General features: G+C 64.5%; 25 protein-coding genes. 11 read left to right on the top strand and 14 right to left on the bottom strand.

The window, feature by feature from the left end; genetic code table 11:
* Positions 1-67 precede the first annotated feature (67 nt).
* From ACIBJI_RS12710 to ACIBJI_RS12730, 5 genes are all read left to right on the top strand, one after another.
* A complete protein-coding gene (locus tag ACIBJI_RS12710) occupies positions 68-481 on the top strand; it encodes a hypothetical protein (protein ID WP_397084092.1) in 414 nt (137 codons plus the stop codon).
* Complete coding sequence (locus ACIBJI_RS12715) at positions 478-678, top strand: DUF6186 family protein (RefSeq protein ID WP_396955846.1); 201 nt, start codon at positions 478-480, stop codon at positions 676-678. Before ACIBJI_RS12710 ends, ACIBJI_RS12715 begins: the two co-directional genes overlap by 4 nt.
* A gap of 288 nt (positions 679-966) precedes the next feature.
* A complete protein-coding gene (locus ACIBJI_RS12720; RefSeq protein WP_364339410.1) occupies positions 967-1,386 on the top strand; it encodes a hypothetical protein in 420 nt (139 codons plus the stop codon).
* A 101-nt stretch (positions 1,387-1,487) separates the two neighbouring features.
* Positions 1,488-2,618, top strand: a complete 1,131-nt coding sequence (locus ACIBJI_RS12725; protein WP_397084095.1) for a PLP-dependent cysteine synthase family protein — start codon at positions 1,488-1,490, stop codon at positions 2,616-2,618.
* A complete protein-coding gene (locus tag ACIBJI_RS12730; RefSeq protein WP_397084097.1) occupies positions 2,615-3,988 on the top strand; it encodes an MFS transporter in 1,374 nt (457 codons plus the stop codon). Before ACIBJI_RS12725 ends, ACIBJI_RS12730 begins: the two co-directional genes overlap by 4 nt.
* Positions 3,989-4,064: 76 nt before the next feature.
* Here ACIBJI_RS12730 and ACIBJI_RS12735 read toward each other — a convergent pair whose 3' ends face one another.
* The 3 genes from ACIBJI_RS12735 to ACIBJI_RS12745 all read right to left on the bottom strand — a co-directional run bounded on the left by ACIBJI_RS12735 (position 4,065) and on the right by ACIBJI_RS12745 (position 7,402).
* Positions 4,065-5,528: a short-chain fatty acid transporter gene (locus ACIBJI_RS12735; protein ID WP_397084099.1), complete on the bottom strand. Its 1,464-nt coding sequence runs from the start codon at positions 5,526-5,528 to the stop codon at positions 4,065-4,067.
* Positions 5,529-5,689: 161 nt separating this feature from the next.
* Positions 5,690-6,967, bottom strand: coding sequence for an RNA polymerase sigma factor (locus ACIBJI_RS12740; protein WP_397084101.1), 1,278 nt, complete (start codon positions 6,965-6,967; stop codon positions 5,690-5,692).
* A 15-nt stretch (positions 6,968-6,982) separates the two neighbouring features.
* A complete protein-coding gene (locus tag ACIBJI_RS12745) occupies positions 6,983-7,402 on the bottom strand; it encodes a YciI family protein (RefSeq protein WP_396955850.1) in 420 nt (139 codons plus the stop codon).
* A 448-nt stretch (positions 7,403-7,850) separates the two neighbouring features.
* Here ACIBJI_RS12745 and ACIBJI_RS12750 point away from each other — a divergent pair, with 448 nt between their 5' ends.
* A complete protein-coding gene (locus ACIBJI_RS12750; protein WP_364339422.1) occupies positions 7,851-8,501 on the top strand; it encodes a hypothetical protein in 651 nt (216 codons plus the stop codon).
* 83 nt (positions 8,502-8,584) lie between these two features.
* Here ACIBJI_RS12750 and ACIBJI_RS12755 read toward each other — a convergent pair whose 3' ends face one another.
* The 6 genes from ACIBJI_RS12755 to ACIBJI_RS12780 all read right to left on the bottom strand — a co-directional run bounded on the left by ACIBJI_RS12755 (position 8,585) and on the right by ACIBJI_RS12780 (position 12,388).
* Positions 8,585-8,764, bottom strand: a complete 180-nt coding sequence (locus tag ACIBJI_RS12755; protein ID WP_397084104.1) for a hypothetical protein — start codon at positions 8,762-8,764, stop codon at positions 8,585-8,587.
* A 46-nt stretch (positions 8,765-8,810) separates the two neighbouring features.
* A complete protein-coding gene (locus tag ACIBJI_RS12760) occupies positions 8,811-9,380 on the bottom strand; it encodes a putative glycolipid-binding domain-containing protein (protein WP_364339426.1) in 570 nt (189 codons plus the stop codon).
* A gap of 26 nt (positions 9,381-9,406) precedes the next feature.
* Entirely contained in the window at positions 9,407-10,750 is a 1,344-nt protein-coding gene (locus ACIBJI_RS12765; RefSeq protein WP_364339428.1) for a family 1 glycosylhydrolase, read from the bottom strand.
* Positions 10,751-10,828: 78 nt separating this feature from the next.
* Complete coding sequence (locus tag ACIBJI_RS12770; RefSeq protein ID WP_397084106.1) at positions 10,829-11,251, bottom strand: NUDIX domain-containing protein; 423 nt, start codon at positions 11,249-11,251, stop codon at positions 10,829-10,831.
* 72 nt (positions 11,252-11,323) lie between these two features.
* Positions 11,324-11,701: a hypothetical protein gene (locus tag ACIBJI_RS12775; protein ID WP_397084108.1), complete on the bottom strand. Its 378-nt coding sequence runs from the start codon at positions 11,699-11,701 to the stop codon at positions 11,324-11,326.
* 114 nt (positions 11,702-11,815) lie between these two features.
* Positions 11,816-12,388, bottom strand: a complete 573-nt coding sequence (locus tag ACIBJI_RS12780) for a 2'-5' RNA ligase family protein (RefSeq protein WP_397084110.1) — start codon at positions 12,386-12,388, stop codon at positions 11,816-11,818.
* Between the two features lie 816 nt (positions 12,389-13,204).
* Here ACIBJI_RS12780 and ACIBJI_RS12785 point away from each other — a divergent pair.
* The 5 genes from ACIBJI_RS12785 (at position 13,205) to ACIBJI_RS12805 (ending at position 16,013) form a co-directional block, all read left to right on the top strand.
* On the top strand, positions 13,205-13,516 hold the full coding sequence (locus tag ACIBJI_RS12785) for a hypothetical protein (protein ID WP_364339436.1): 312 nt from the start codon (positions 13,205-13,207) through the stop codon (positions 13,514-13,516).
* A gap of 5 nt (positions 13,517-13,521) precedes the next feature.
* Positions 13,522-13,779, top strand: coding sequence for a hypothetical protein (locus ACIBJI_RS12790; protein WP_397084113.1), 258 nt, complete (start codon positions 13,522-13,524; stop codon positions 13,777-13,779).
* Between the two features lie 412 nt (positions 13,780-14,191).
* Positions 14,192-14,449: a hypothetical protein gene (locus ACIBJI_RS12795; protein WP_397084115.1), complete on the top strand. Its 258-nt coding sequence runs from the start codon at positions 14,192-14,194 to the stop codon at positions 14,447-14,449.
* Positions 14,450-14,526: 77 nt separating this feature from the next.
* Positions 14,527-15,171, top strand: a complete 645-nt coding sequence (locus ACIBJI_RS12800) for a DUF1109 domain-containing protein (protein WP_397084117.1) — start codon at positions 14,527-14,529, stop codon at positions 15,169-15,171.
* 203 nt (positions 15,172-15,374) lie between these two features.
* Positions 15,375-16,013: a glyoxalase gene (locus ACIBJI_RS12805; RefSeq protein ID WP_364339444.1), complete on the top strand. Its 639-nt coding sequence runs from the start codon at positions 15,375-15,377 to the stop codon at positions 16,011-16,013.
* Here the strand turns inward: ACIBJI_RS12805 and ACIBJI_RS12810 are convergent.
* From ACIBJI_RS12810 to ACIBJI_RS12830, 5 genes are all read right to left on the bottom strand, one after another.
* The gene (locus ACIBJI_RS12810) at positions 15,995-17,647 is read right to left on the bottom strand and encodes a bifunctional 3'-5' exonuclease/DNA polymerase (protein ID WP_397084120.1); all 1,653 of its coding nucleotides are present in this window, start codon (positions 17,645-17,647) and stop codon (positions 15,995-15,997) included. The two genes, ACIBJI_RS12805 and ACIBJI_RS12810, sit on opposite strands and share 19 nt — an antisense overlap.
* Before the next feature lie 117 nt (positions 17,648-17,764).
* Positions 17,765-18,631, bottom strand: coding sequence for a class II glutamine amidotransferase (locus ACIBJI_RS12815; protein ID WP_397084122.1), 867 nt, complete (start codon positions 18,629-18,631; stop codon positions 17,765-17,767).
* Between the two features lie 606 nt (positions 18,632-19,237).
* Positions 19,238-19,933, bottom strand: coding sequence for an NAD(P)H-binding protein (locus ACIBJI_RS12820; protein ID WP_364339450.1), 696 nt, complete (start codon positions 19,931-19,933; stop codon positions 19,238-19,240).
* A 12-nt stretch (positions 19,934-19,945) separates the two neighbouring features.
* Positions 19,946-20,182, bottom strand: a complete 237-nt coding sequence (locus ACIBJI_RS12825) for a hypothetical protein (RefSeq protein WP_364339452.1) — start codon at positions 20,180-20,182, stop codon at positions 19,946-19,948.
* 276 nt (positions 20,183-20,458) lie between these two features.
* Positions 20,459-20,884 carry an SRPBCC family protein gene (locus tag ACIBJI_RS12830; protein ID WP_364339454.1) on the bottom strand — a complete coding sequence of 142 codons (426 nt, stop codon included), beginning with the start codon at positions 20,882-20,884 and terminating at the stop codon, positions 20,459-20,461.
* Positions 20,885-21,110: the final 226 nt, after the last annotated feature.

The following is a 21,110-nucleotide window of genomic DNA, read 5'->3' on the forward strand; positions in this document are numbered from 1 at the left end:
CCGACTCGATGTGGAGATGCCACCGATAGCTGCCCGAATCCGGCGCTACGGGACTTATTCTGCCCACATGGCAGGGGCACCGGCGCTCTCGGCGCGACCAATCCGACGGCGGATGCTGCTGCTGGCCGTCGGTGCTGTGCTGGCGGTGGGTGGGGCCGCCACCCGACCGTTCAGTTGGTCGGCAACCGTGCTGGTGGTGGTGCCGGTGGTGTTGGTGTTGGTGTTGGCGTTCCGCACGAGACCCCAGCAGATTCCACGCACCGTCCGGCTGCGGCGTGGAGTGGCTGTTTGGTCAACGCTGTTGGTCGGCGCTTCGGCGTGGGAAGTGTATGCCTTTGTGCGGCAAACGGATTGGACACGGCCGAGCGACCTGCACCCGACTTTGTCGACACTGCTGGATCCGGCACTCGAGCATTGGCCGCTGCGGGTGGTCGGATGGCTGGTGTGGTTGGGCGCCGGCTGGTGGCTGGTGTCGAGATGAGCGATCGGGTGATCGTCATCGTCGGGTTCGTGCTGGTGCTGGTGGTTACGCTCGGCGTAGTCGTGATCACGCATGTGCGCCGGGATCTGGTCGCGCCGGTGGGTGAAACGATTGCGTACCTCACGCGGACTCGGGTGGCGAGGATTGCCGGTGTCCTCGTGTGGGCATGGGTCGGCTGGCACTTTCTCGCACGGTAGGGGTAGCCGGGGAGTCGTTGCCGTCGAACGTGCCCGAACTCGGTTCGTGGATCTGATCACATTAATCCAACTAGCTACGTACGGAGACAGTAGATTATTGCTGCGGGATGTCGATCGGGTACCTTGGAGGCGTCGAGGCTGAATGTCCCAAAGTTGTTCGTGGTCAAGTTGATTCGTTGGGCAGGAGCTGCATAGGTGAGTCGGACGGGTTGTCGTCGCCGAACCGCAGTGTTGTCTCTGCCATCGCAGTCCGTACTCGGATGGCGAGGGAGCGGCAGCGGCGCCATCGTGAGCCTCATCGGTCGGTTGCGGCTCGGTGGCTCTGCGCTCGCACTGCTTGCCGCAGTGCTGCTCGTAGCGCCAATGTTCGACTGTGCGCTGGCGGAAGAGCACTCCCACGCACACGCGAGTCACGCTGCGGCGCAATCGGCTATTCCGCTCTCGGCAGATCTGCACGCCGCCGCCATCCATCCGCCCATTTGTGCCTGTTCGCTACATGCCGGGCATTGTGTGCTGAAGTCATTGCTGCCCAACGGAATTGGTCAGGTTCCCGCCCTGCTGTTGGTTATGTTGGCCCTAGTGGCGGCCATGGGTTCCGTCGCCGCGGCGACCCCAGCCGGGCTGAACGTGCGCGGCCCGCCGGTCATCCGTGTGCCCGCTGCTCGCGGCCGCGTCATTCTGACGCATCTCTGTATCGCTCGACGCTGATCGGTCAGCGCCAGGCCGACGTTTGCTGTCGTCGGCCGGTGTCCGCTGCCCGCTCACGTCCTTACCGCCCAAGGGCGGATTCGATACAGGAAGCGACAGTCATGGACAAGATCGTGCTCGATAAGCGCGTCGAGACACCCGCGCTGGCTCTGGTCACCGCACCGATGGCGGCCCGACATCCACAAGCTTTGGTGGGCAACACTCCGGTGGTGTGGGTCGGCGCGCCGCTGGCGCCCGCAGATCGCGGATTCTGGGCCAAGCTCGAGGGATTCAATCCCGGGGGGATGAAAGACCGGCCCGCACTGCATATGGTGCGCCGTGCCGAGCAACGTGGTGATTTGGCGCCGGGTGCGCGGATTATCGAATCTACCAGCGGCACACTCGGTCTCGGGTTGGCGCTGGCCGGAATGGTTTATCGGAACCCGGTCACCGTGGTGACCGATCCGGGACTGGAGCCCATCGTCGCGCGCATGCTCGCCGCCTACGGTGCGCGGGTGGATCTGGTATCCGAACCGCATCCGACCGGAGGCTGGCAGCAGGCCCGCCGCGAACGGGTCGCGGAACTGCTCGATCGCGAGCCGGACGCATGGTGCCCGGATCAGTACAGCAATCCGGACAATGTCATCGGCTATGAATCCCTTGCGCTGGAACTGGTACAGCAGCTCGGCCGGATCGATGTGCTCGTATGCGCGGTCGGGACCGGCGGGCACTCGGCGGGGGTGGCTCGGGTGCTGCGCGCGTTCAATCCGGACCTGAAGCTGATCGGCGTGGATACGGTGGCGTCCAGCATTTTCGGTCAACCGGCGGGTCCGCGCCTGATGCGCGGCCTCGGTTCGAGCATCCATCCGTCGAATGTCGACTACGCCGCATTCGACGAAGTGCACTGGGTCGCACCCTCGGAATCGGTGTGGGCTTGCCGAACCCTGGCCGCGACTCACCATGCCAGCGGCGGATGGAGTGTCGGTGCGGTCGCGTTGGTTTCGGGTTGGGCGGCGCGAACGCATGACGCGGGCACCCGCATCGCCGCTGTCTTCCCGGCCGGCCCACACCGATATTTCGACACCGTCTACAACGACGCGTACTGCGCGGAGCACGGCCTGCTGGATGCCACGCCACCGATCGAGCCCGACACCATCGGTCATCCAGCGGAGCGGGTGGTTCGCTCATGGACCCGCTGCAGCACAGTCGTCGACCCACGAAACCTCGTGCGGGACAAGGGGCCAGCGGCGTGACGGTATTCGCGAAGTTCCGCAGCTTCGATCTCGCCGCGCGGTTACTGATGATCAACCAGTTCGGCATCAATCTCGGCTTCTACATGTTGATGCCGTACCTGGCCGGGTATCTGGCGGGCCCATTGGGCCTGGCGGCGTGGGCCGTCGGGCTCGTGCTCGGAGTGCGCAACTTTTCCCAACAGGGCATGTTCCTGGTCGGTGGCACATTGGCTGACCGCCTGGGGTACAAGCCGCTGATCGTCGCTGGATGTCTTTTGCGCACAGTAGGTTTCGTGCTACTGGTGTTCGCGACTTCATTGCCCGGACTGCTGATCGCCTCGGCCGCAACGGGTTTCGCGGGCGCGCTGTTCAATCCAGCGGTGCGCGCGTACCTTGCCGCCGATACCGGCGAGCGCAGGGTAGCGGCGTTCGCCGTGTTCAACATCTTCTACCAGGCGGGGATCCTGGCGGGTCCGCTGGTCGGATTGGCATTGATGGCGCTCGATTTCCGAGTCACGGCCGGTGCGGCGGCGGTGGTCTTCGCTGGGCTGACGGTGGCGCAGGTGTGCGCGCTGCCGACCCGGCGCGGCGAGCAGACCACGGAGCGAACCACCGTGCTGGAGGATTGGCGCACGGTATTCGGCGACCGGCGTTTCGTCGCATTCGCGGTGGCGATGATCGGTTCCTACGTGCTGTCGTTCCAGGTCTATCTCGCGCTGCCGCTGCAGGCCGAATTCATCGCCGGTGCTCGCTCGGACACGCTGACCTCCGCGATGTTCGTGGTGTCGGGCGCGGTTGCCGTTGCCGGACAATTACGTATCACAGCGTGGTTCCGTGCTAGGTGGGGGTCCGGGCGCAGTCTGGTCGTCGGTATGGGCGTGCTGGCGGTGTCGTTCGTGCCATTGGCGGTAGTACCTGGCCCGGGGCGATTCGGTGTGGCCGCCGCGGCAGCGGTGCTTTTGCTGGTGGCGGCGCTGCTCGCGGTCGGCACGGCCGCGGTATTCCCGTTCGAGATGGACACGGTTGTATCGCTGTCCGGCGGAAAGCTGGTGGCGACCCACTATGGCTTCTACAACACCGTGGTCGGCATCGGAATCCTGGTCGGCAATCTGGCCACCGGCGTTGTGGTGGGTGCGGCCCGCGCAGCAGGCTTGGATTGGGCGGTGTGGATCGGACTAACGCTCATTGGGATCGTCGCGGCGTTCGCGCTACACCGGTTGGACCGCAGTTCGGCAGGAAAACACACTGTGGCGCAGCCACATTCGGACCCGCACGTGGGCCGCTATCGAGGAACCGTACAGGCAGCGAGCGTGATGCGGGAATCGACAAGCCGCACATCGGAATCCACGGGCCGACGTCGGATGCCGCCCACCCCGGCCGCGCGGCGGTAACCACGGTGGGAGGCCGGAACCAACCGGCCTCCCACTCGGCGACGAGGTCTATTGCGGACTCGTATCGGGGCAGGGGTCATGGAGTGGTGGGCAGGATCGGGGGAACGTATTCGAATGTCATTCCGAGCAACCATACGAGAAGCAGTACTACCGGCAGGTGGAATAGGAACTGCAGGAACGTGAATCCGACGAGGTCGCGTGCCCGCAATTTGAGCACTGCCAGCAGCGGCAGCATGAAGAACGGGTTGATCAGGTTCGGCAGTGCCTCGGCCACGTTGTAGATCTGTACCGTCCAGCCGAGATTCATGTGGACATCGGTTGATGCCTGCATGACGTAAGGTGCTTCGACCAGCCATTTTCCGCCGCCGGACGGGACGAAAACGCCGAGTACGACGGTGTAGACGGCGATGACGATGGCGAAGCTTCCGCCGCCGCCGATGTTCGTGAAGAAGTGCGCGAGGTGTTCGGAGATGGTGAGTCCGCCCCGGCCTTTGGCTTTGGTCAGGATCGCCGCCATGGCGGCGTACAGCGGGAACTGCACGAGAATTCCGGCCGTGGCGGGTACGGCGAGGGAGATGGCCTGCAGGAACTTACGCGGGGTCCCGTGCAGCACCAAGCCGAGCATGAGGAAGACGAGCAGATAACCATTCAGGCTGCTGACCACGGTAAGTACCGGTTTGCTTGTGAACTGGGAGATCAACCAGCCCACCGTCATCACCCCGGCAAGGATCGGCAGGACACGGCTGTACTCGAGCCATTCCCCGGGACGGGACCGTGGTGTCACGTCCTCGGGCCGGTCATCCAGATCGATGTCCAGATCCTGTGCGGTCCTGATCGCCGCGTCCTTCGGCGCCGAGAAGTGTGCGATAACCACCGTGAGCGCCATGATTAGGGCGCACATGAGCAGGGACTGCCAGGTGAAGATCGTGTGCCCGAAGTCGAGGACACCCGTGATTTTCAACAGGGCCGGAGGCAACGAGGTTGCGGTGGCCTGTAGCTGCGCGGCCGAGGAGGATATTCCCAGCGCCCACACCGCGCCCAACCCCATGAACGCCGCCGCGCCCAGCGCGCGATAGTCCACGCGCAGATCGGTCCGGCGGGCGATGGCACGGGCCAGCAGACCGCCGAAGACCAGGCTGAGTCCCCAGTTCAGAAACGATATCGACATCGACAGGAATGCCACGAAACTCACTGCGCTGCTGGCAGTTTGCGGCACGGTGGCGAGTCGGTCGATCAGCCGGGCGACAGGTGGGGAGGTGGCGATGACGTATCCGGTGAGCACCACCATTGCCATCTGGAGGGTGAACGCGGTCAGATCCCAGAAGCCGTCGCCGAAGGCGTTCGCTACTGTTCGCGGCGACGAGCCATTGGCCAGTGCGGCGACGGCCACAATGAATACACCCGCCAGTGCGACGACGTAGGCGTCCGGGAACCACTTCTCCGTCCACCTGGCCAGTGACTGCGCAACCCGCGCAAGGCCCTTCTCACGGCTGATTGCTTCAGCCTTTTCGGGGCCGGTTTCCGTGCTGGTGGACGTCATCTCGTGGTTCCTCATCTTTCTCTCCGCACGAGGCTGCCCGATGCATGTGACGCACCGCACAAGGCTCGCTTGGCGAGTATCGAGGGCCCGTTGCGTCCAGACAAGAGAGAAATGCGCAGGTACGGTCTGCAAAAATGCAGAAACAGGCGGTGGTATGGCGCTCAGCCGAGTTCGGCGAGCTTGCGCCGCAGCACCGTCCGCTCGCGCTCGTTGCCGCACAGCTTTGCCGCGCGCTCCAGTTCGGCGCGCGCCTCATCGGTGCGTCCCAGGCGGGTGAGCAGCTCACCGCGAACGCTCGACAGCAGATGCGAATTCGACAGCGCCCCACCCGCCGCCAACCTGTCCACGATCGGCAGCGCCGCGGCGGGTCCCTGGGCCATCGAGACCGCCACCGCCCGGTTGAGGTCGACCACCGGCGACGGGGCCAGTCTGCCGAGCGCCTCGTAAATGACCACGATGCGCTCCCAGTTCGTCGTCTCGACCGAGGCTGCGACGGCATGACATTCGGCGATCGCCGCCTGCAAGCCGTAGGCCCCGAGGCCACGGCCGACCTGCCCCGCGCGGGCAAGGGCAGCCCGCCCCCGGCGGATCGCGGCGCGGTCCCAGCGACGACGGTCCTGCTGCTCCAATAAGATCGGCTCACCATCCGATCCGGTGCGGGCCGGGAAGCGCGCCGCGGTCAGTTCGAGCAGCGCGAGCAGACCAAAGACCTCGGACTCGTTCGGCACCAGCCGGGCCAGCACCCGCGCGAGCCGCTGTGCCTCGCCCGCGAGCTCGAATCGGATCAGCTCGCCACCGGAGCTGGCCGAGGAACCTTCGGTGAAGATCAGATAGATCACGCTGAGCACCGAGCCGAGGCGCTCGGCTCGCTCTTGGGCCGACGGCACCTCGAACGGCACCCGCGCCGCCGCCAAGGTCTTCTTCGCGCGGGTGATCCTGGCCTGCACGGTGGCAGTCGGCACGAGGAACGCCTTGGCGATCTCATCGCTGGTCAGACCGCCGACCACCCGTAGGGTGAGTGCCACCCTCGCCTCCCGGGACAACACGGGGTGGCAGGAGATGAACATCAATGCGAGCACGTCGTCATCGATCCGGTCCGGATCCCACAGCATGTCCTCGGACTCGCGAGTGGGTTCGCTCCCGGAGACCACATCGCCCTCGCCCAGATCCCGGGCGAGGGCGGCATATCTCTCGTCGAGGGCGCAACGCCGGCGGAACGCGTCGATCGCCCGACGCCGCCCGACCGTGAGTAACCACCCCGCGGGGTTGCGCGGCGCGCCGTCACGTGGCCATGTCACCAGGGCCTCGGCCAGCGCCTCCTGGGCGAGGTCCTCGGCCAGCGCGAAATCGCCGGTGTACCGCGCGAGCGCACCGACGATCCGCGCCGACTCGATCCGCCAGATGGCGGCGACGGCCGCACGGTCGGTGTGATCAGCCATCGCCGTTCGATCCGCTCAGAGCTGACCGGTCGCTTCCCGCCACTTCCGTTCTTTCTGGATCCACTCGTTGTCCTGCGGGAACTCATCGATCGTGGTGACCCGGCGGATCTCGGTCTTGAAGCCGGGACCGGTGATCGGCGACCGTTTGGCCCACTCCACGGCTTCCTCCTTCGATGCCACGTTGAGAATGTAGAACCCGCCGAACAGCTCCTTGGTCTCGCCGTACGGTCCGTCGGTGACCACGGGCGTCTCCGTGGAATAGTCGACGACCACGCCATCGGCGGCATCATCGAGCCCCTCCGCGGCGACCAGCACGCCCGCCCGGATCATCTCCTCGTTGTACCGACCAACGGTCTCCAGCATCTTGTCGAAGTCGATATTCGCCATCCCCGCATAGGCCTCGTCGGTGGCGCGCCAGATCAGCATGTACTTCATGGGTTTGTCTCCTCGACTAGTCGGGTCCCTCTCGGACCCTCTCACCCCTTAGTCGAACGGGGAACGTCGAAGATCGACGCGCCGCCGAAAATTCTTTGCGAGGCCACGAGCATGGCCAGGGGCGGAATTCGACAGTCAGCTGTTGTGCTGATGCCGCAGGTAAGTGAGCCGCTGGCCTGGCTTCACCCTTGCCGACCGGCTTGTCGGCGTTGAAACAGCCGGCGGATTCGGCTTCGGATGCCGGGGGTGTCCTGAGGGAGGGGAGTGACGGGTTCCTCGGTCGAGGTTGCTCGAGCGAATCGCACGTGTAGTTGTTCGCGGACTTGGTCCGGAGTGTAGGCGCGGCGGCGTCGTTCGGCGCGCACGATCACTACACCGGTTGCGACTACACCGGCGGCACCTGCCAATCCCACTGCCTTCCACCACCTCATACGAATAGGCTACGTCCATGACGGGGACGAGCATCAGTCTCGATCGGGCGCTCGAGCTCACCAGAACTGGCGATATCTGGTTGTTCCGTGGGCATTCGACGGCCGACCGTGCGATTCGGATGACGACGAACAGTCCGGTGAACCATGTGGGAATGTCGGTTGTGCTCGATGATCTGCCCGCGTTGATCTGGCATGCGGAGCTCGGTCGATCACTGCCCGACATGTGGTCGGGTGTGGCGCACCGCGGCGTGCAGTTGCACAACCTGCGTGACGCGGTGTTGGTGTGGACACATCGCTACGGTCAGCAGGCGTGGTTGCGCCAATTGAACCGTCCGGCAACCAAAGAGATGGAAGACGGCGTGCTGCGCACCATCGCTCGACTCGATGGAACTCCCTTTCCTTCCACCGCCGGTCTTGCTGGACGATGGCTACGCGGTCGAGTGCGGCTCCCACGCCGCCGGGCGGGTCGAGCGGTTGTCCAGGAGTTGGAAAACGCGTATTGCGCGGAGATCGTGGCCGCGACCTACCAGTCGATGGGACTGTTATCGCAACAGCGAAGCCCCAATTGGTATGACCCCGGTCGGTTTTGGAGTGGCGACGGACTGGAGCTGAGTGGCGGCTATGAACTGGGTGGCGAAATAGCCGTGCAAACACCCGCAAGCGCCTGACCGCGGACGATGGCGTGCGCAATTCCCGGTGTTCACACGAGAGATGCTGCGCGAGAGTGTAGGTCGTTGCGACGCGGTGGGCTTCAGGAAGCGTGGAGTCCGTCCAGCACGAACCGCAGGGATCGCTGCCATGCCGATTCGCCGGCGTTGTCACCGAGCAGCGACAGGGCCCAGACAAGCTTCACCACGTCGTCGTCGGTGGCGTCGGCGCGTAGCGTCCCGTCGCGGCGCGCGCGGTCGAGCACTGTCGACAGATGGGTCATGCCCCGCGCGCATGCCTGGGCCAGTTGTGATGGGGACGTGTCGGTCTCATTGGACACGCGTTGCGATGCCTGGATAGTCGAGGATCAGGCCGTGTTGGTCGTAGGTGAGGCTGCAGGCGAAGTCGAATGCGGGGGCGGCATAGTCGTAAACCTGTTCGCTGGCACGCGAATACGTCTGCTCCAAGTGGTCTACCGCAAGCCCGACCGCTCGGACGTATGCGGCCGGTGCGGCCGCCGCATGTCCGATCGGCAGGCTCAGCCGGTGCACCGGAAAGGTATTGGTCACCGCTGACGCCTCCAGGTCCAGATCCAGACAACCACGCAGATGCGGCGCGGGCACCCCATCGATCTGCCAGTGGCCTATGCCATCCGCCTCGATAACGATGGTGCGGGTTACGCCCTCAGTCCGGCCGGTGATTCGCGCTGACCTGGTCAACCACGATTGGTCCACGTCGATCACATAGTCCACAATCCAGGATTGACTGCCCTCGGTGGCCGTGGTGACGCCCGCAACCCGCCGTCCGCCATGGTCTGCGGTGAAGTAAGCGACCTCGAAACCCGTTCGAGCCCCTACGTGCCGCCACGACGCAACACTCGGCAAATCTAGGAAAGTCATCGGCAATAGGCAGTCGGTGCCGCAGGCTACGGGTTTGCGACCGGGCTCAGGCAGCTGGCCGGTGGGTCGACGAGGACGCAGAACGATGGGGGACGGGTGGGGCGGTAGTCGGCGGGGAGGCCGCCTGCTGCGATGAGCTGGGTGTAGGTGCCGACGCCGTCGGTGGGGCGGCGGGTGAGGGAAGGGTCGGTGCGCACGTCGACGGTGTAGAGGCCGAAACGTGGTGTGTAGCTGCCCCATTCGTAGTTGTCGGTGAGGCTCCAGTAGTTGTATCCGATGACGTTCATGCCGTCAGCTTTGGCGCGTTGGATCCAGTAGACGGTGTCGCGGAGGTGATCGCTGCGGGTGTAGCCGTCGCCGCGGGGGATGCCGTTTTCGGTGGGCATGCCGTTCTCCACGATGTAGAGCGGTTTGTTCGGGAAGCGGCGCGAATAGTATTGCAGCGCATAGTAAATGCCCTCGGTGCGCACGGGCAGCTCCCAGATGCGTTGTCCGGGCAGCTGCGGCATCGCCGACCCGATGGCCCTGGTGATGGAACTCAGCAGCGACTGCACCGGATCGTAGGCGAAGTAGTAGTCGACGCCCACGTAGTCGAGCCGGTTCGCGATACGATCGACGAACTCGCCGTTGACCTGCGCCTCCGAGCCCGCGACGTAACCGACGTTGCTGGTCACCTGAGCACCGGGCTCGACCTCGTGGATGTAGTCGTAGATGGCGTTGTGGGCCTGCGCGAGGCGGTCGAGCATCTCGGGCCCGCTCGCCGCGCCTCGGCTGGTCTCGTGCACGATGTAGGCGACCGGCTCGTTCACGGTGACCCACAATGGATTTCGCGATGCGTAGCGGTCGACGACCGTACGCATATTGGCCAGCCAATCCCCGACCATGCCCGGGTTGCGCCAGCCGCCGCGGTCGGCCGCCCAGCCGGGGTAGACCCAGTGGTCCAGGGTGATCATCGGTCGCATCCCGGAAGCCACGATCTTCGCGATCACCGCGTCGTAGAAACCGAACGCGCCCGCATCCCAGGTGCCCGGCGTGGGTTGCACACGAGCCCATTCGATTCCGATCCGGAACACCTTCACACCCAGCGCGGCCGCCAGGTCGATGTCGGAGGCGTATCGGTCGTAGAAGTCGACCGAATCCTGCAGTGCGTCGGCACCGGAATTCGCGATGTAACGCGTCCAATTGCTGTCCGGCGCATGACCTTCGGACTGAAATCCGGAGGAAGCGACACCCCAGAGGAAATCCGAGTCGAGTGCCGGTAGGGCGTTCGAGCGGATCGGCGGGACGGCGGAGGAGTTTGTGCAGAGCAACAAGGTCGACGCGGCGGCGGCGAGCGCGGCCAGGACGTACCGACGGAACCGGGATCGCATCAATTCAGGGTAGCTCGGTCGCCGCCAGCGCTGGACGAATCACGAATGCTGGCCTGATTTGCCGCATTTGCAGCCGTGCTATTCGTCGGCCTTCCAGCCGTGCCAGAACGCCCGCGTGCCCCGTGCGACGACGGTTTTCACAGCTGCTGGGCGCAGGTCGGTTCTGTCGATCTGATCGATTGGGAGCCAATCGAATTCGAGATGGTCTTCTTGGCTGACCGGTGTGCCGTCGAGTTCGGCATTGAAGATGAGATTGACTTCGTGGTGTGCAGTGCCACGATCGCTGTACCCGTGCTCGACTACACCGGCGAAGCCGACGATCCTGCTGGCGGTCCCGAGTTCTTCGGCGAGTTCGCGGATCAGTGCGGATTCGACCGGTTCGCCGGGCTCGACGTGCCCGCCGGGGAGGAAGACCCAGCTTTTGCCGCGTTCGCGTGCCACGAGTATCCGAGCGCCGTCACGGATGACAGCGCGGGCGATGATTTCGGTGGTGGCGTTCATCGGTTGCCCATCGTGTCAGAGATCGCACCGGGCACGGTGCCCACCGCTCGGGGAGCGAAAAGGGAGAAGCGCCTACTGCTTCGAGTCCGTCTCGCTAGTCCAGACGGGCCGGGCGGTCTCGGAGTTCGATGCTTCTCCCAACAGGTGAGCCTTCATCCGCTGCGAACCCGCTCGCGCGGTGTCGATGATGTGCGCGGCCTCGCGCCCGGTCAGCCCGAGTCGCTTTGCCAGCTCGATCGGCACTGTTTCAGCGTCGCCGATCAGCTCGACGAGCAGACGATTGCGGGCTTGCTCTGCCGCGTGGATCTCGTTCTGAGCGGCTCGGAATACTTCCGAGCGCTCTGGTTCGCGACCGCCCTCGGCGCGTGCGAACGTCTCGCCGGTCGACAGCAGGCGGGCACGAGCGTCCGCGAGCCGCAACCTGACCTCCGCCTCGCGGTGTTCTGACATCGCAATCGACCCCCCCAGGTGTGAAGACCGTCGGTTCGAGCGTATCGGTACTAGTCGTCCGTTCGATCTCGGTGTGTTCCTGGGGTACCAGTGATAGTCGACAGCGTCGAACTGTTACTGGATTCCGGCTGAGTTGGTGGTGCCCAGCGGCACCTTGGCGATCTCGCGCCATTCATATTTGTGGTTGTCCCGATTCAGCTCGATCAGTGATACGGCTTTCACCTGCTCGACAACCTCGATGTCGCTCAACTGATTTCGGGTGAGTAGGTCACGCAGGACGGCCATCGGTGCCGCGCCGGTGGAGTAGGCGAGAGTGAGGTGGGGTTGAAACCGGTCGTGGCGTTCGGGCACGTTGTCGATGCCCCACACGTCCGCGATGGCTTGTTGGAGCGCGTGGCGCACTTGCTGGAAGCTTTCGGTGTTCGAAATCGGCATCCCGACGGTTTCTGCATCCACTGTGGGCGGCCCGATCCGCGCGTCGAACGGTTGACGCCGGGAAAGGTGTTCGGCGGCGGCATCAGCGATTCGCTCGGTGTCTCGCGCCGCGACCTCATCGGTGAACCCGATGCCCTGGATCGTGATGTGTAGTCCCTCTTTGCCAACAGGGTCCATCGTCGGAATTTGCGCCAGCATTGGTTCGAACAGGTCGACGAGACGTCGAACCTGGGAGTTGTCGGTGAAGGTCACGTGCCAGGTATAGAACGACCGGCCCACTCTCCAACCTGGACGCCACCACCAATGATCATGCGTTGAACCTTCAGCCATGTGAGTCAGTTTCCGTTCGTCCCGGCTGCAAGCGCTGGCAAGGGCCCGAGATCGGCGAGTTGTCGAAATGCCGACGCGACATGTAGACCAGTGCAGAACAGCAAATTACCCGCTCTTAACCATTCTCACGCCGGTTCCGCACTGTTATGGACCGATTCCTTTGCTGCAGGCTCATTTCAACACCTGACGCAGGTCGCAGGCAATTTCCATCCAATGCGCGAGATGTCCGAGCTCTAGGCACGCGGTTGGACGCTACTGCCGGGGCTGCATCGATTGCCGTAAGAGGGGACAAGATGCCGACGCGATTGGACATCGCAGAACTGACGACTCGCGACTGCGGTGCGCAGCTCTCATCGAGGACATCGACCGGGAGCAAGCCCCGTCCATCGTCACTACTCATAGCGGACGTGGACCGCCGTGCCGGCCGTTCCGCGCGGCACTCGGCCGTCTCTCCGATGTCATCCGCTGATCCGAGCCCGCGATCATGGCGTACATCTCTCGGCGTCGGGTACCACGATCGCAACATCGGCGGGAGGAAACCATGACGAATGCAAGTCTGCCGCAACGTGTTCCGTTAATCGGGCCGGTAGCGGGATATAGCGGCGCACCTGTGGATGTGGTCGAGATGTTCGCGGATGCGGTTCGTGAGTGGGCCGAGCGGTCTGTGTCCGCACAGTCGTCTCGGTGCCGGGGTGTCGATTCCTCCGGCATCGGGCGTACCAACCAGAAAGGGGTGTGATGCGCCGAGATAGGTTGCGCACCAGTCGAACTCGGGATGGACGCAAGGTCGCGGTGTGGCGGTTGGCGGGGAAGTCCGCGCGCATCGTGCGCGTGCAATTCATTTCCGAATCTTTCACCGCGTACCGCTTGCCTTCGCGCACACCGCTTCCGGAAGTGCAACCGGGAACAGTCATATTCGAGCCGTACCCAGATCTGGCCGCTGCTCGGGAGTTACTTCCCAAGCACGGCGACCTGTGGGACGCGCTTCGTGACGACTACTGGGCAGCGCTGATCAATCTGACGGACCTGCCGAACTCGTTGGAGGCGTAGATCAGATGGTCGAGATAGATCTGTCCCATCGAAGCGAAATCGCCCCATCCGTGCGGGCATTGCTCGCCGTCTTCCATGAGGACACTCGCCACAAGCTCGCGCTCGCGCCTACTGACAGCACTCCGATCTATGAGCGGTTCTCCGATGGCTGGCTGAGCCGGGTTGACGAAAACGGCTGGATTTCCGATTTGGACGCGGATTTGGATAAAGACGACGCGATCACCGTCATGCCGACCAGCGTTCACGACACAGAAAGGTCATGAGTGTGATCGGCGGCCGTTGCCTGTACGCGAGATTTGCTGCCCACCAAGGGATTACAGGGGAACAGACCTTGCAACTAACCGCCGGGCGAACGTCGCGGTTCGGTCATTCTCAGGGGAAGTCATGACCAAACTCGTCCAATTCCTTACGATCGGCGCCGCTTTAGCCGTCGGCCTGGCAATCCAACAGCCAGTAGTGGCTGCCGAACGTGGTACTTCACCTTGCGAATTATGCGGCCGCAACCGATTCCAAGATGCCCGATCCGCGCCTCAACATCGCGACTTGGACCCAATGTGAGCCCGGAGCATGGCAGGGCGTGGCTACGATGTGGGTGGCCGTGAATGGTGTGACTGTCAGCTCACCCGGGACGCAGACCATGCCCCCATCATCACTTGCTGAAAGACGGGACCGGTAATGAAGCTCCGACGAGGTACCTGGTCACAGCGTTGGTACTGGCTCCGGCGCGATATCGGGGTGTTGACCGAACGCTTAGCGCCGAGTGCAGCAACCGGCTACCCGGTGCGTCGGGAGTTCGGTGGGTGGGCCGTGCGCCCACTGCGTGGCTGGCGTCGGTGGCGGTGGATTACGCCTCCGATGTACTACACCCGCGCTATCCCGGCCAGCGACGAGAATGCCGCGTTGGACTGGGGGATGGAGCGCCTGGGTATATAGCGACCCTACCGGCCACCGGAGCCTGGCCCGGCCGAGTTCGCCGTTCGGTTGAGGGATCACTGAGCGCGAGTCATGCGTTGGTTGCAGTAGTCGAGACAGGATTCCCGATCGAAACATCATTCGCTCATCATGGGCAGTCCGACGGCGGGCAAGGCGCTGCCACGGCGCCGGGTTCCATAGTCCTGACCGGGGCAATCGTTGGTGTTGCGTTTCTTCTGTGCGTCCACCTCGACTGGGCTCCGTTCGTTGGGAACTTAACCGGTCCTGATCAGCTTGTAGTTCTGGTGATCGGCGGGGTTCTGCTGGGTGTTTCGCTCCTGAGGTGGGCGATCAAGACGCTGTATCTGCTCGGGCGAGAGCATCGGTGGTCCTGGAAAGTCGCTGCGGTGCCGTTGATTGTGGTCGCGGGGCTGGTAGCCGGGTTGATTCTTCGGCCTGCGAGCTTCGGCTCCGCACGGGCGGAGATGGAAGGTGTCGCGGTCGAGATGCTGCGCGAGGATGGCCCGAGTACCCGCCGCGACGTGAGTCCCGGCGGGCTCGACATCAGTTTGGTTCACCGTGAGTCCGATGGGCGCGTCTACTTCTATGAGGCCGATGGTTTCGTGGGTTCGACTGTCCGCGGTTGGGTCTATTCGCCCGATAGCGAACCGGTAGGCAGTGGCGGGCGACGGTTCGAAAAGCTGTCTGGAGATTGGTATTCGTTCGTCTTCGATATCGAATGACGTCGTCGGTGGCTCGACTCCACCGTGCGCGATCGTGAAATATCAAGTGGCAGTGCCCATCTGCACGACTATCACCCGATCATCGGGCGTGTGGGCGATGGCGGTGGGACACAGTCACGGCCCGGATCTGATCCAGAGCGCGGACCGGAAGCGATCAGGAATCGAGAAGCGCCGGTTACGGGGTAGAAAATAGCGTTGCTGACATGAACATCACCGTTAACCAAGCCGCTATCGAATCCGTCATCCTCGAGGTGCCCGACACCGCGGCCGCAGAGGCCTTCTACACCGCCGCGTTCGGTCTCGGCGACAAGCTGCGCGTCCGCGCATCGGAGGCGCCGACGACCGGCTTTCGTGGCTTCATCCTGTCGCTCGTGGTTTCGCAGCCGAGTACCGTCGACAACCTCATCGGCACCGCTGTCGACGCGGGCGCGACGATAGTGAAGCCTGCCAAGAAGAGCTTCTGGGGCTACGGCGGCGTCGTCCAGGCTCCGGATGGGGCGATCTGGAAGATCGCGACGTCGTCGAAGAAGGACACCGGCCCGGCCACCCGTGAGATCGACGATTTCGTGGTTCTGCTCGGGGTCGACGATGTCAAGGCGACCAAGCAGTTCTACGTCGATCGGGGCCTGACCGTGGCAAAGAGCTTCGGCAGCAAGTATGTCGAGTTCGACACCCCCGCATCCTCGATCAAGCTGGCGCTCTACGGACGACGTGCCGCCGCCAAGGATGCCGGTGTGTCCCAGGAGGGAACCGGGTCGCATCGGATCGTCATCGCTGGCAATGCAGGCGCCTTCACCGATCCGGATGGGTTCGCGTGGGAATCTCACTTGGCGTCCCAATAGCACTCCACCACCGCTGTCGTGAACGGGAACCGCACCGGTGTCGTCCCGAAGGCGATCCGGCCTGCGGTCTCGGCCGCGGTCGCGATCATTTCGGCGACCGTCGGGGCTTCCTCGGCGGGGCAGTGCACGATTACCTCGTCGTGTTGGAAGAAGACCAGTTCGGCGCGGAGTCCGGCGTGTGTCATCGCATGACGTACGCCCGCCAGCACCAGCAGGGCCCAGTCGGCGGCGCTGCCCTGCACGACGAAGTTGCGCGTGAAGCGGCCACGAGCACGCGTGGCGGAGGTACTGCCATATCCCCCCTCCGCCTGCGCCTCCGCCTCTGGCGATGCGATGGAGGCTGGCGGGCAGGTGCGGCCCAGCCAAGTGCGCACCAAGCGGCCCTCTTCACCGGCGCGGGCAGCGTCGTCGACATATGCCACCGCGGCCGGATAACGTCGGCGGAGTTCGGCCATGTGGGTCAGGGCATCGCCGGAGGTCTGGCCGTAGATGGCGCCCAGCAGGGCGATTTTGGCCTGGGCGCGGTCGCCGCCGAAGACACCGGCGTATAGGTCTTCGCCGCGACCGGCAACCTCCATCAATCCCGGGTCGCGGGAGATCGCGGCAAGTACTCGTGGCTCCATTTGGTCGGCGTCGGCGACCACCAGCCGCCATCCCGGGTCCGCGCGTATCGCTTGACGGATCACCTTGGGAATCTGCAGGGCGCCGCCACCATTGGTGGTCCAGCGGCCGGAAACCGTTCCGCCGGGCAGATATTCGGGACGAAAGCGGCCGCCGTGCACCCACTGCTCGAGCCAGGACCAGCCGTGGGCGGTGTACAAGCGGTACAGCGATTTGTACGCGAGCAACGGCGCAACCGCAGGGTGGTCGATCCGCTGGAGCTCCCATTTTCGGGTGGAGGACAACAAGATCCCGACGCGGGCGAAGGCTCTGATGATGTCGTTGGGCAGGTCTGGCCGAACGCGCACACTTTCCCCGAATGCCCGCGACACTTCATCCGCCAACTCCGCCATCCGGCGCGGCTCCATCCCGCCCGGAAACCGCTCACCCAGCAGCTTTTCCAGCAACTCGCGGTGGACGTCGGCGCGCCAGGGTATACCGGTTCGGGACATCTCCGTGGCAACCAGTATGCCCGCCGATTCGGCAGCGAGAAGCAGCCGCATCCGCTCCGGATGTTCGGTCTTCGCCGTACGTGCTAGCTGACCCGCGTAGACCGCCAGCAGAGCGTCGAACTCATCCGTGCCTGGTGGCAGAGGTACCGGACCCGATTCGAATAGCGATGGCTGGGTCTCGGCGGCACGTGTGGGCGCATCCGGCGGGACAGGCAGGTTGTGCAGTCGTGCCCAGGCCGCCGCCAACGAGCGAGCCTGCCCCGACTGTCCCTCCTCATGTCCGATCAGCAGCGCCTCCGCGGCCTGCACGTCATAGCACCGCTCGACCCGCACCCCCGCCGCCGACAACGGCCGGTAGATCTCGGCCGTGGACCGCCACACCCACCGCTCGACCTCCGGGCGTGAGCGCACTGCCTCAGCTAGCGAGGGCTCACGTACCACTGGTCCCGCGGGCCGACCGTCCTGATCGAGTGGACACAGGCGCGCACCACCGTCGCCCGTTTCCGCCACCGCCCATCTCACATCGCTGAGTCTTGCACCGGGGACAGACATCCCTCGATAGCGGAGTCGGCCGCTGCCGTGTCGCCGTCGGGGATCTAGGCGCATCCAGCGACGGCCGTCGAGGGGGACGACGGGTGGTCATCGCCCGGACTGGGCTGCCGCGGCGCGGTTATCGAGTTGCGCCAGCGTCAGCGGATGGCGTGGTGCGTGATCCAGTACGGTGCTGGATCGGACGCGCAGGTGGTCGTCGACGTGGAGTAGTTCGCCGGGGGCGAGTGCTCGCCAGCACGGGTCCTCGTCGGTGCGTTCGCTGGCTACGACGACCGCTGGGAAGTCGCGCAGGTGTCCGCTGCGGGTGCGGATTCCGGCCCGTCCGGCCTGGTCCAGGTGACGATCGCCTTGCGGGCCGCCCGCGGCGCGTTCGAGGACGAAGAGGCCGTGGGTGTCGGGGTAGCGCAGTGCCCATAGGTTTGTCGCCGTGGTGAGTACCAGGTTGAGGGCGTAGACCGGTAGGCGATCCGCGATCCACCTGACGGCGTCGGTGATGCCTGCGGTGACGTCGCCGTCGTGTTGGTCCGTGCGTTGGGTGATCAGTGCGAAGAATCGTTCGGAATCGGTGTCACCGTGTACCAGGTCGAGGTAGTCGCCGAGTTCGGAGTCCAGTTCGTCGAGGCCGTGCAGCACACCGTTGTGGGCGAACAGGCGGCCACGTTGTTCGAATGGGTGGGTGTTGCGTGGTTGCAAGCCGCCTGTGGTGGCGTAGCGGATGTGTGCGACGAACGTCATCGATTCTCGTTCGCGCGCTTCCCGAGCGAATTGGACGTCCTCGTATGCGGCGATGGGTTGTTTCTCCACCAGTGGGGCTTCGTCGGCGGTGAAGGTGCCGAGACCGACGCCATCGGGTTCACGTCTGCTCTGTATCGACAGACTGTCCGGAGCATCCAGCAACCAGAATGTGGCCCGCACTCGCTGCGGTGCGGCCGACAAACCGAACAAGCGACACATGGGACTCCTGCCTGGGCGTTGTCCGCGTGTGATGACTGTCCCGCGATCGTAGTCCCAGGTCAGCCGATCTTTGCGTTCCGGTCCGGAATCCCGGGGTCCGGTCCGGAATTCCTGTCCGGCCGGTGGACCAGGGGGTTCAGGGTGTGAGCCGGTGCGGCTTCTCGATCGAGAAGGAGCGCGCTCATATCGTGATCACGACGCATCAGCGCGGGGCGGGCTGTCTGTAAACCGCGTGTGCGCAAGTGATTTCGATCCTGAGGGGGACTGGTTATGTGGGAGTGGAGCAAACATGTCGCCGAGCACGCCGCGGCTGCGGCGTGGACCCGTCGACAGGAGGTGTACCGACCGACGATTTGCGACCCGGAACCTGAGGCTGTACCAGGCAGCACATGTGCCGCGAACGGGGGTTGCGCCGCAGCTGAGGACAACGGTGGGGAAGATTCGACTGACAGTGATGAGCAAGCCGAGCGGGCAGCAGTGCGGCCAATTCCCCTGCTGTCGTGGTCTTTCCGACTCCGAAGGTGCCGTTCAGCCAGATGATCACGTTTTCGAGCGTATCGGGCTCGGCGTCGCAGCAGACGGTGGCGACGCCGAACCCTGGTCGGCTCAACTCTTGGCGAGCGCTTCGCCGCGGATCCACTCGAGCAGGGTCGGGTTGTCGGCGGTGGTGATGACGCCGATGGTGGTGCGGATGTAGCGGTCGTCGTCCAGCAGGGCGAGCATGCTCGCGGCCAGGTCTGCGCGGGCGGTGAACCTGCCGTCGGCGTGGCCCTCGACGACGGTGTAGTCGGTGACCGACGGCAGATGGTAGAGCCCGCTCGGGCGCACGATCGTCCAGTCCAGATCGGTGGCCTGGATCAGGGATTCCATTCGCCGCATGTCGTCGTACAGGGTCTTACCCACCACCCGCGTCACATATGGCAGTAGGACGCGGTTGAACAGGAACCCGCCGTCGGAGTACGGCTGCGGATCGACCCCGCTCGAGCTGACGACGGTGAGCCGACGCACTCGATGCCGTTCCATCGCGGCGACGATATGGGCCACACCACGCGAATAGGTGCTGATAGGTTCCTTACCGGCGGGCACCCCGAGCGTTGACAGCACCGCATCCCGGCCCGCGACAACGGCGTCGACGGCACCCGGATCGAGCACATCGGCACCAACTATCTCGAGCCGATCATGATGCAGCGGAAACGAATCCGGCTGCCGGGTGACCGCGACGACCTCATGTCCGGCGGCGAGCGCCTGGCCGGTCAGCAGGCGGCCGGTGGGACCATTTGCTCCGAAGACTGTGATACGCATGAAGATTGGTCCTTACGACACCAGAGCCGTGCGCAGCGGGGCCAGCGCCCGCGCCCACGCCAACAGCTCGTCGATCAGCCCGTGTACTGCCGCAATGTGCAGCTCACGCGGTTGGAAGTCGGCGGAGTTCACGAAGTCTTCGCGCAGTGTCAGCGCCACCTGCGGCCTCTCGGCATCCTTGACCTTCCTGGCCACCCGGTTCGCCACCGGCGTGCCCGAGTAACCGCTGCCCACAACGACGACCTGCATGTCGGCCTCCTGTTTTTTGGTAACTGGACGAACACAAGACGCTCGCGGCCGCGGTCCTGTAACACCCGCGGCTACGTGACGTGCATCACCGATAGTGGTGTCACAAAGCGGGCGGGACCGGCGTCCTGTGTGTATGGCACAGTCGAGAGCAACGAGTGACGCAGGCGAAGTCGAGCGCCTGGACCCCGCCACCGAGGCGTTCGTCGCGCACCGCAAGCTGCTGTTCACCGTCGCCTACGAGATGCTCGGCTCGGCCGCCGACGCCGAGGACGTCGATCATGTCCGAGCGATGCCGTCCAGTACTGATGCTTCTATCGCCTGTTTCATTTCCTTGATGCCGTATTCGGTGCGGATTCGGATATCGGAGGCGATGGTGTCGGGCAGGATGTCGGTTGTCCAGATCAGGCGGCCGCGCTCACCCTCGCTGTGGACCTCGAAGGATGCGTGGTGGTAGTCCAGGGATGGTCTGGCGCCTTCCATGACGGAGTAGGCCAGGCGGCGGGTTCGGTCGTCGATGGAGATGATCAGTTCCCGGATGACGTGGCCGTCGGGAAAGGTGAGGAAGCGTTCCACGCCCTGGATGCGGGTGTCGGCGACTCGGCCTGGGAGCAGGCGTGTGTGCACGGCGCCGACATCGCGTACCACATCCCAGATGTGTTGTGGGGAAGCATCGATGACGATTTCGGTGCGGATGGTGGCCATGGGTTCGAGTCTTCCTCATCTCGGGTGGAGCCGCGCAGAGCTGCATGTCCGTCGGCGTCGCCGGAGCCGGTTCCGCCTGATCCGATGAACCGAATCTATTGAGCCGTTAAGTAACGGCACGTCAAACAGTGGAAGGGTGGCTGGTGGTTATCGCCCGGAATTTACTGTGGTGTCGGAGAATAGGGCGGTTGGTGATCACTCCTCCGGTCCGATGGGAGCCAGCGCT

It is taken from the genome of Nocardia sp. NPDC050408 (assembly GCF_044458905.1).
Taxonomy (GTDB): Bacteria; Actinomycetota; Actinomycetes; order Mycobacteriales; family Mycobacteriaceae; genus Nocardia.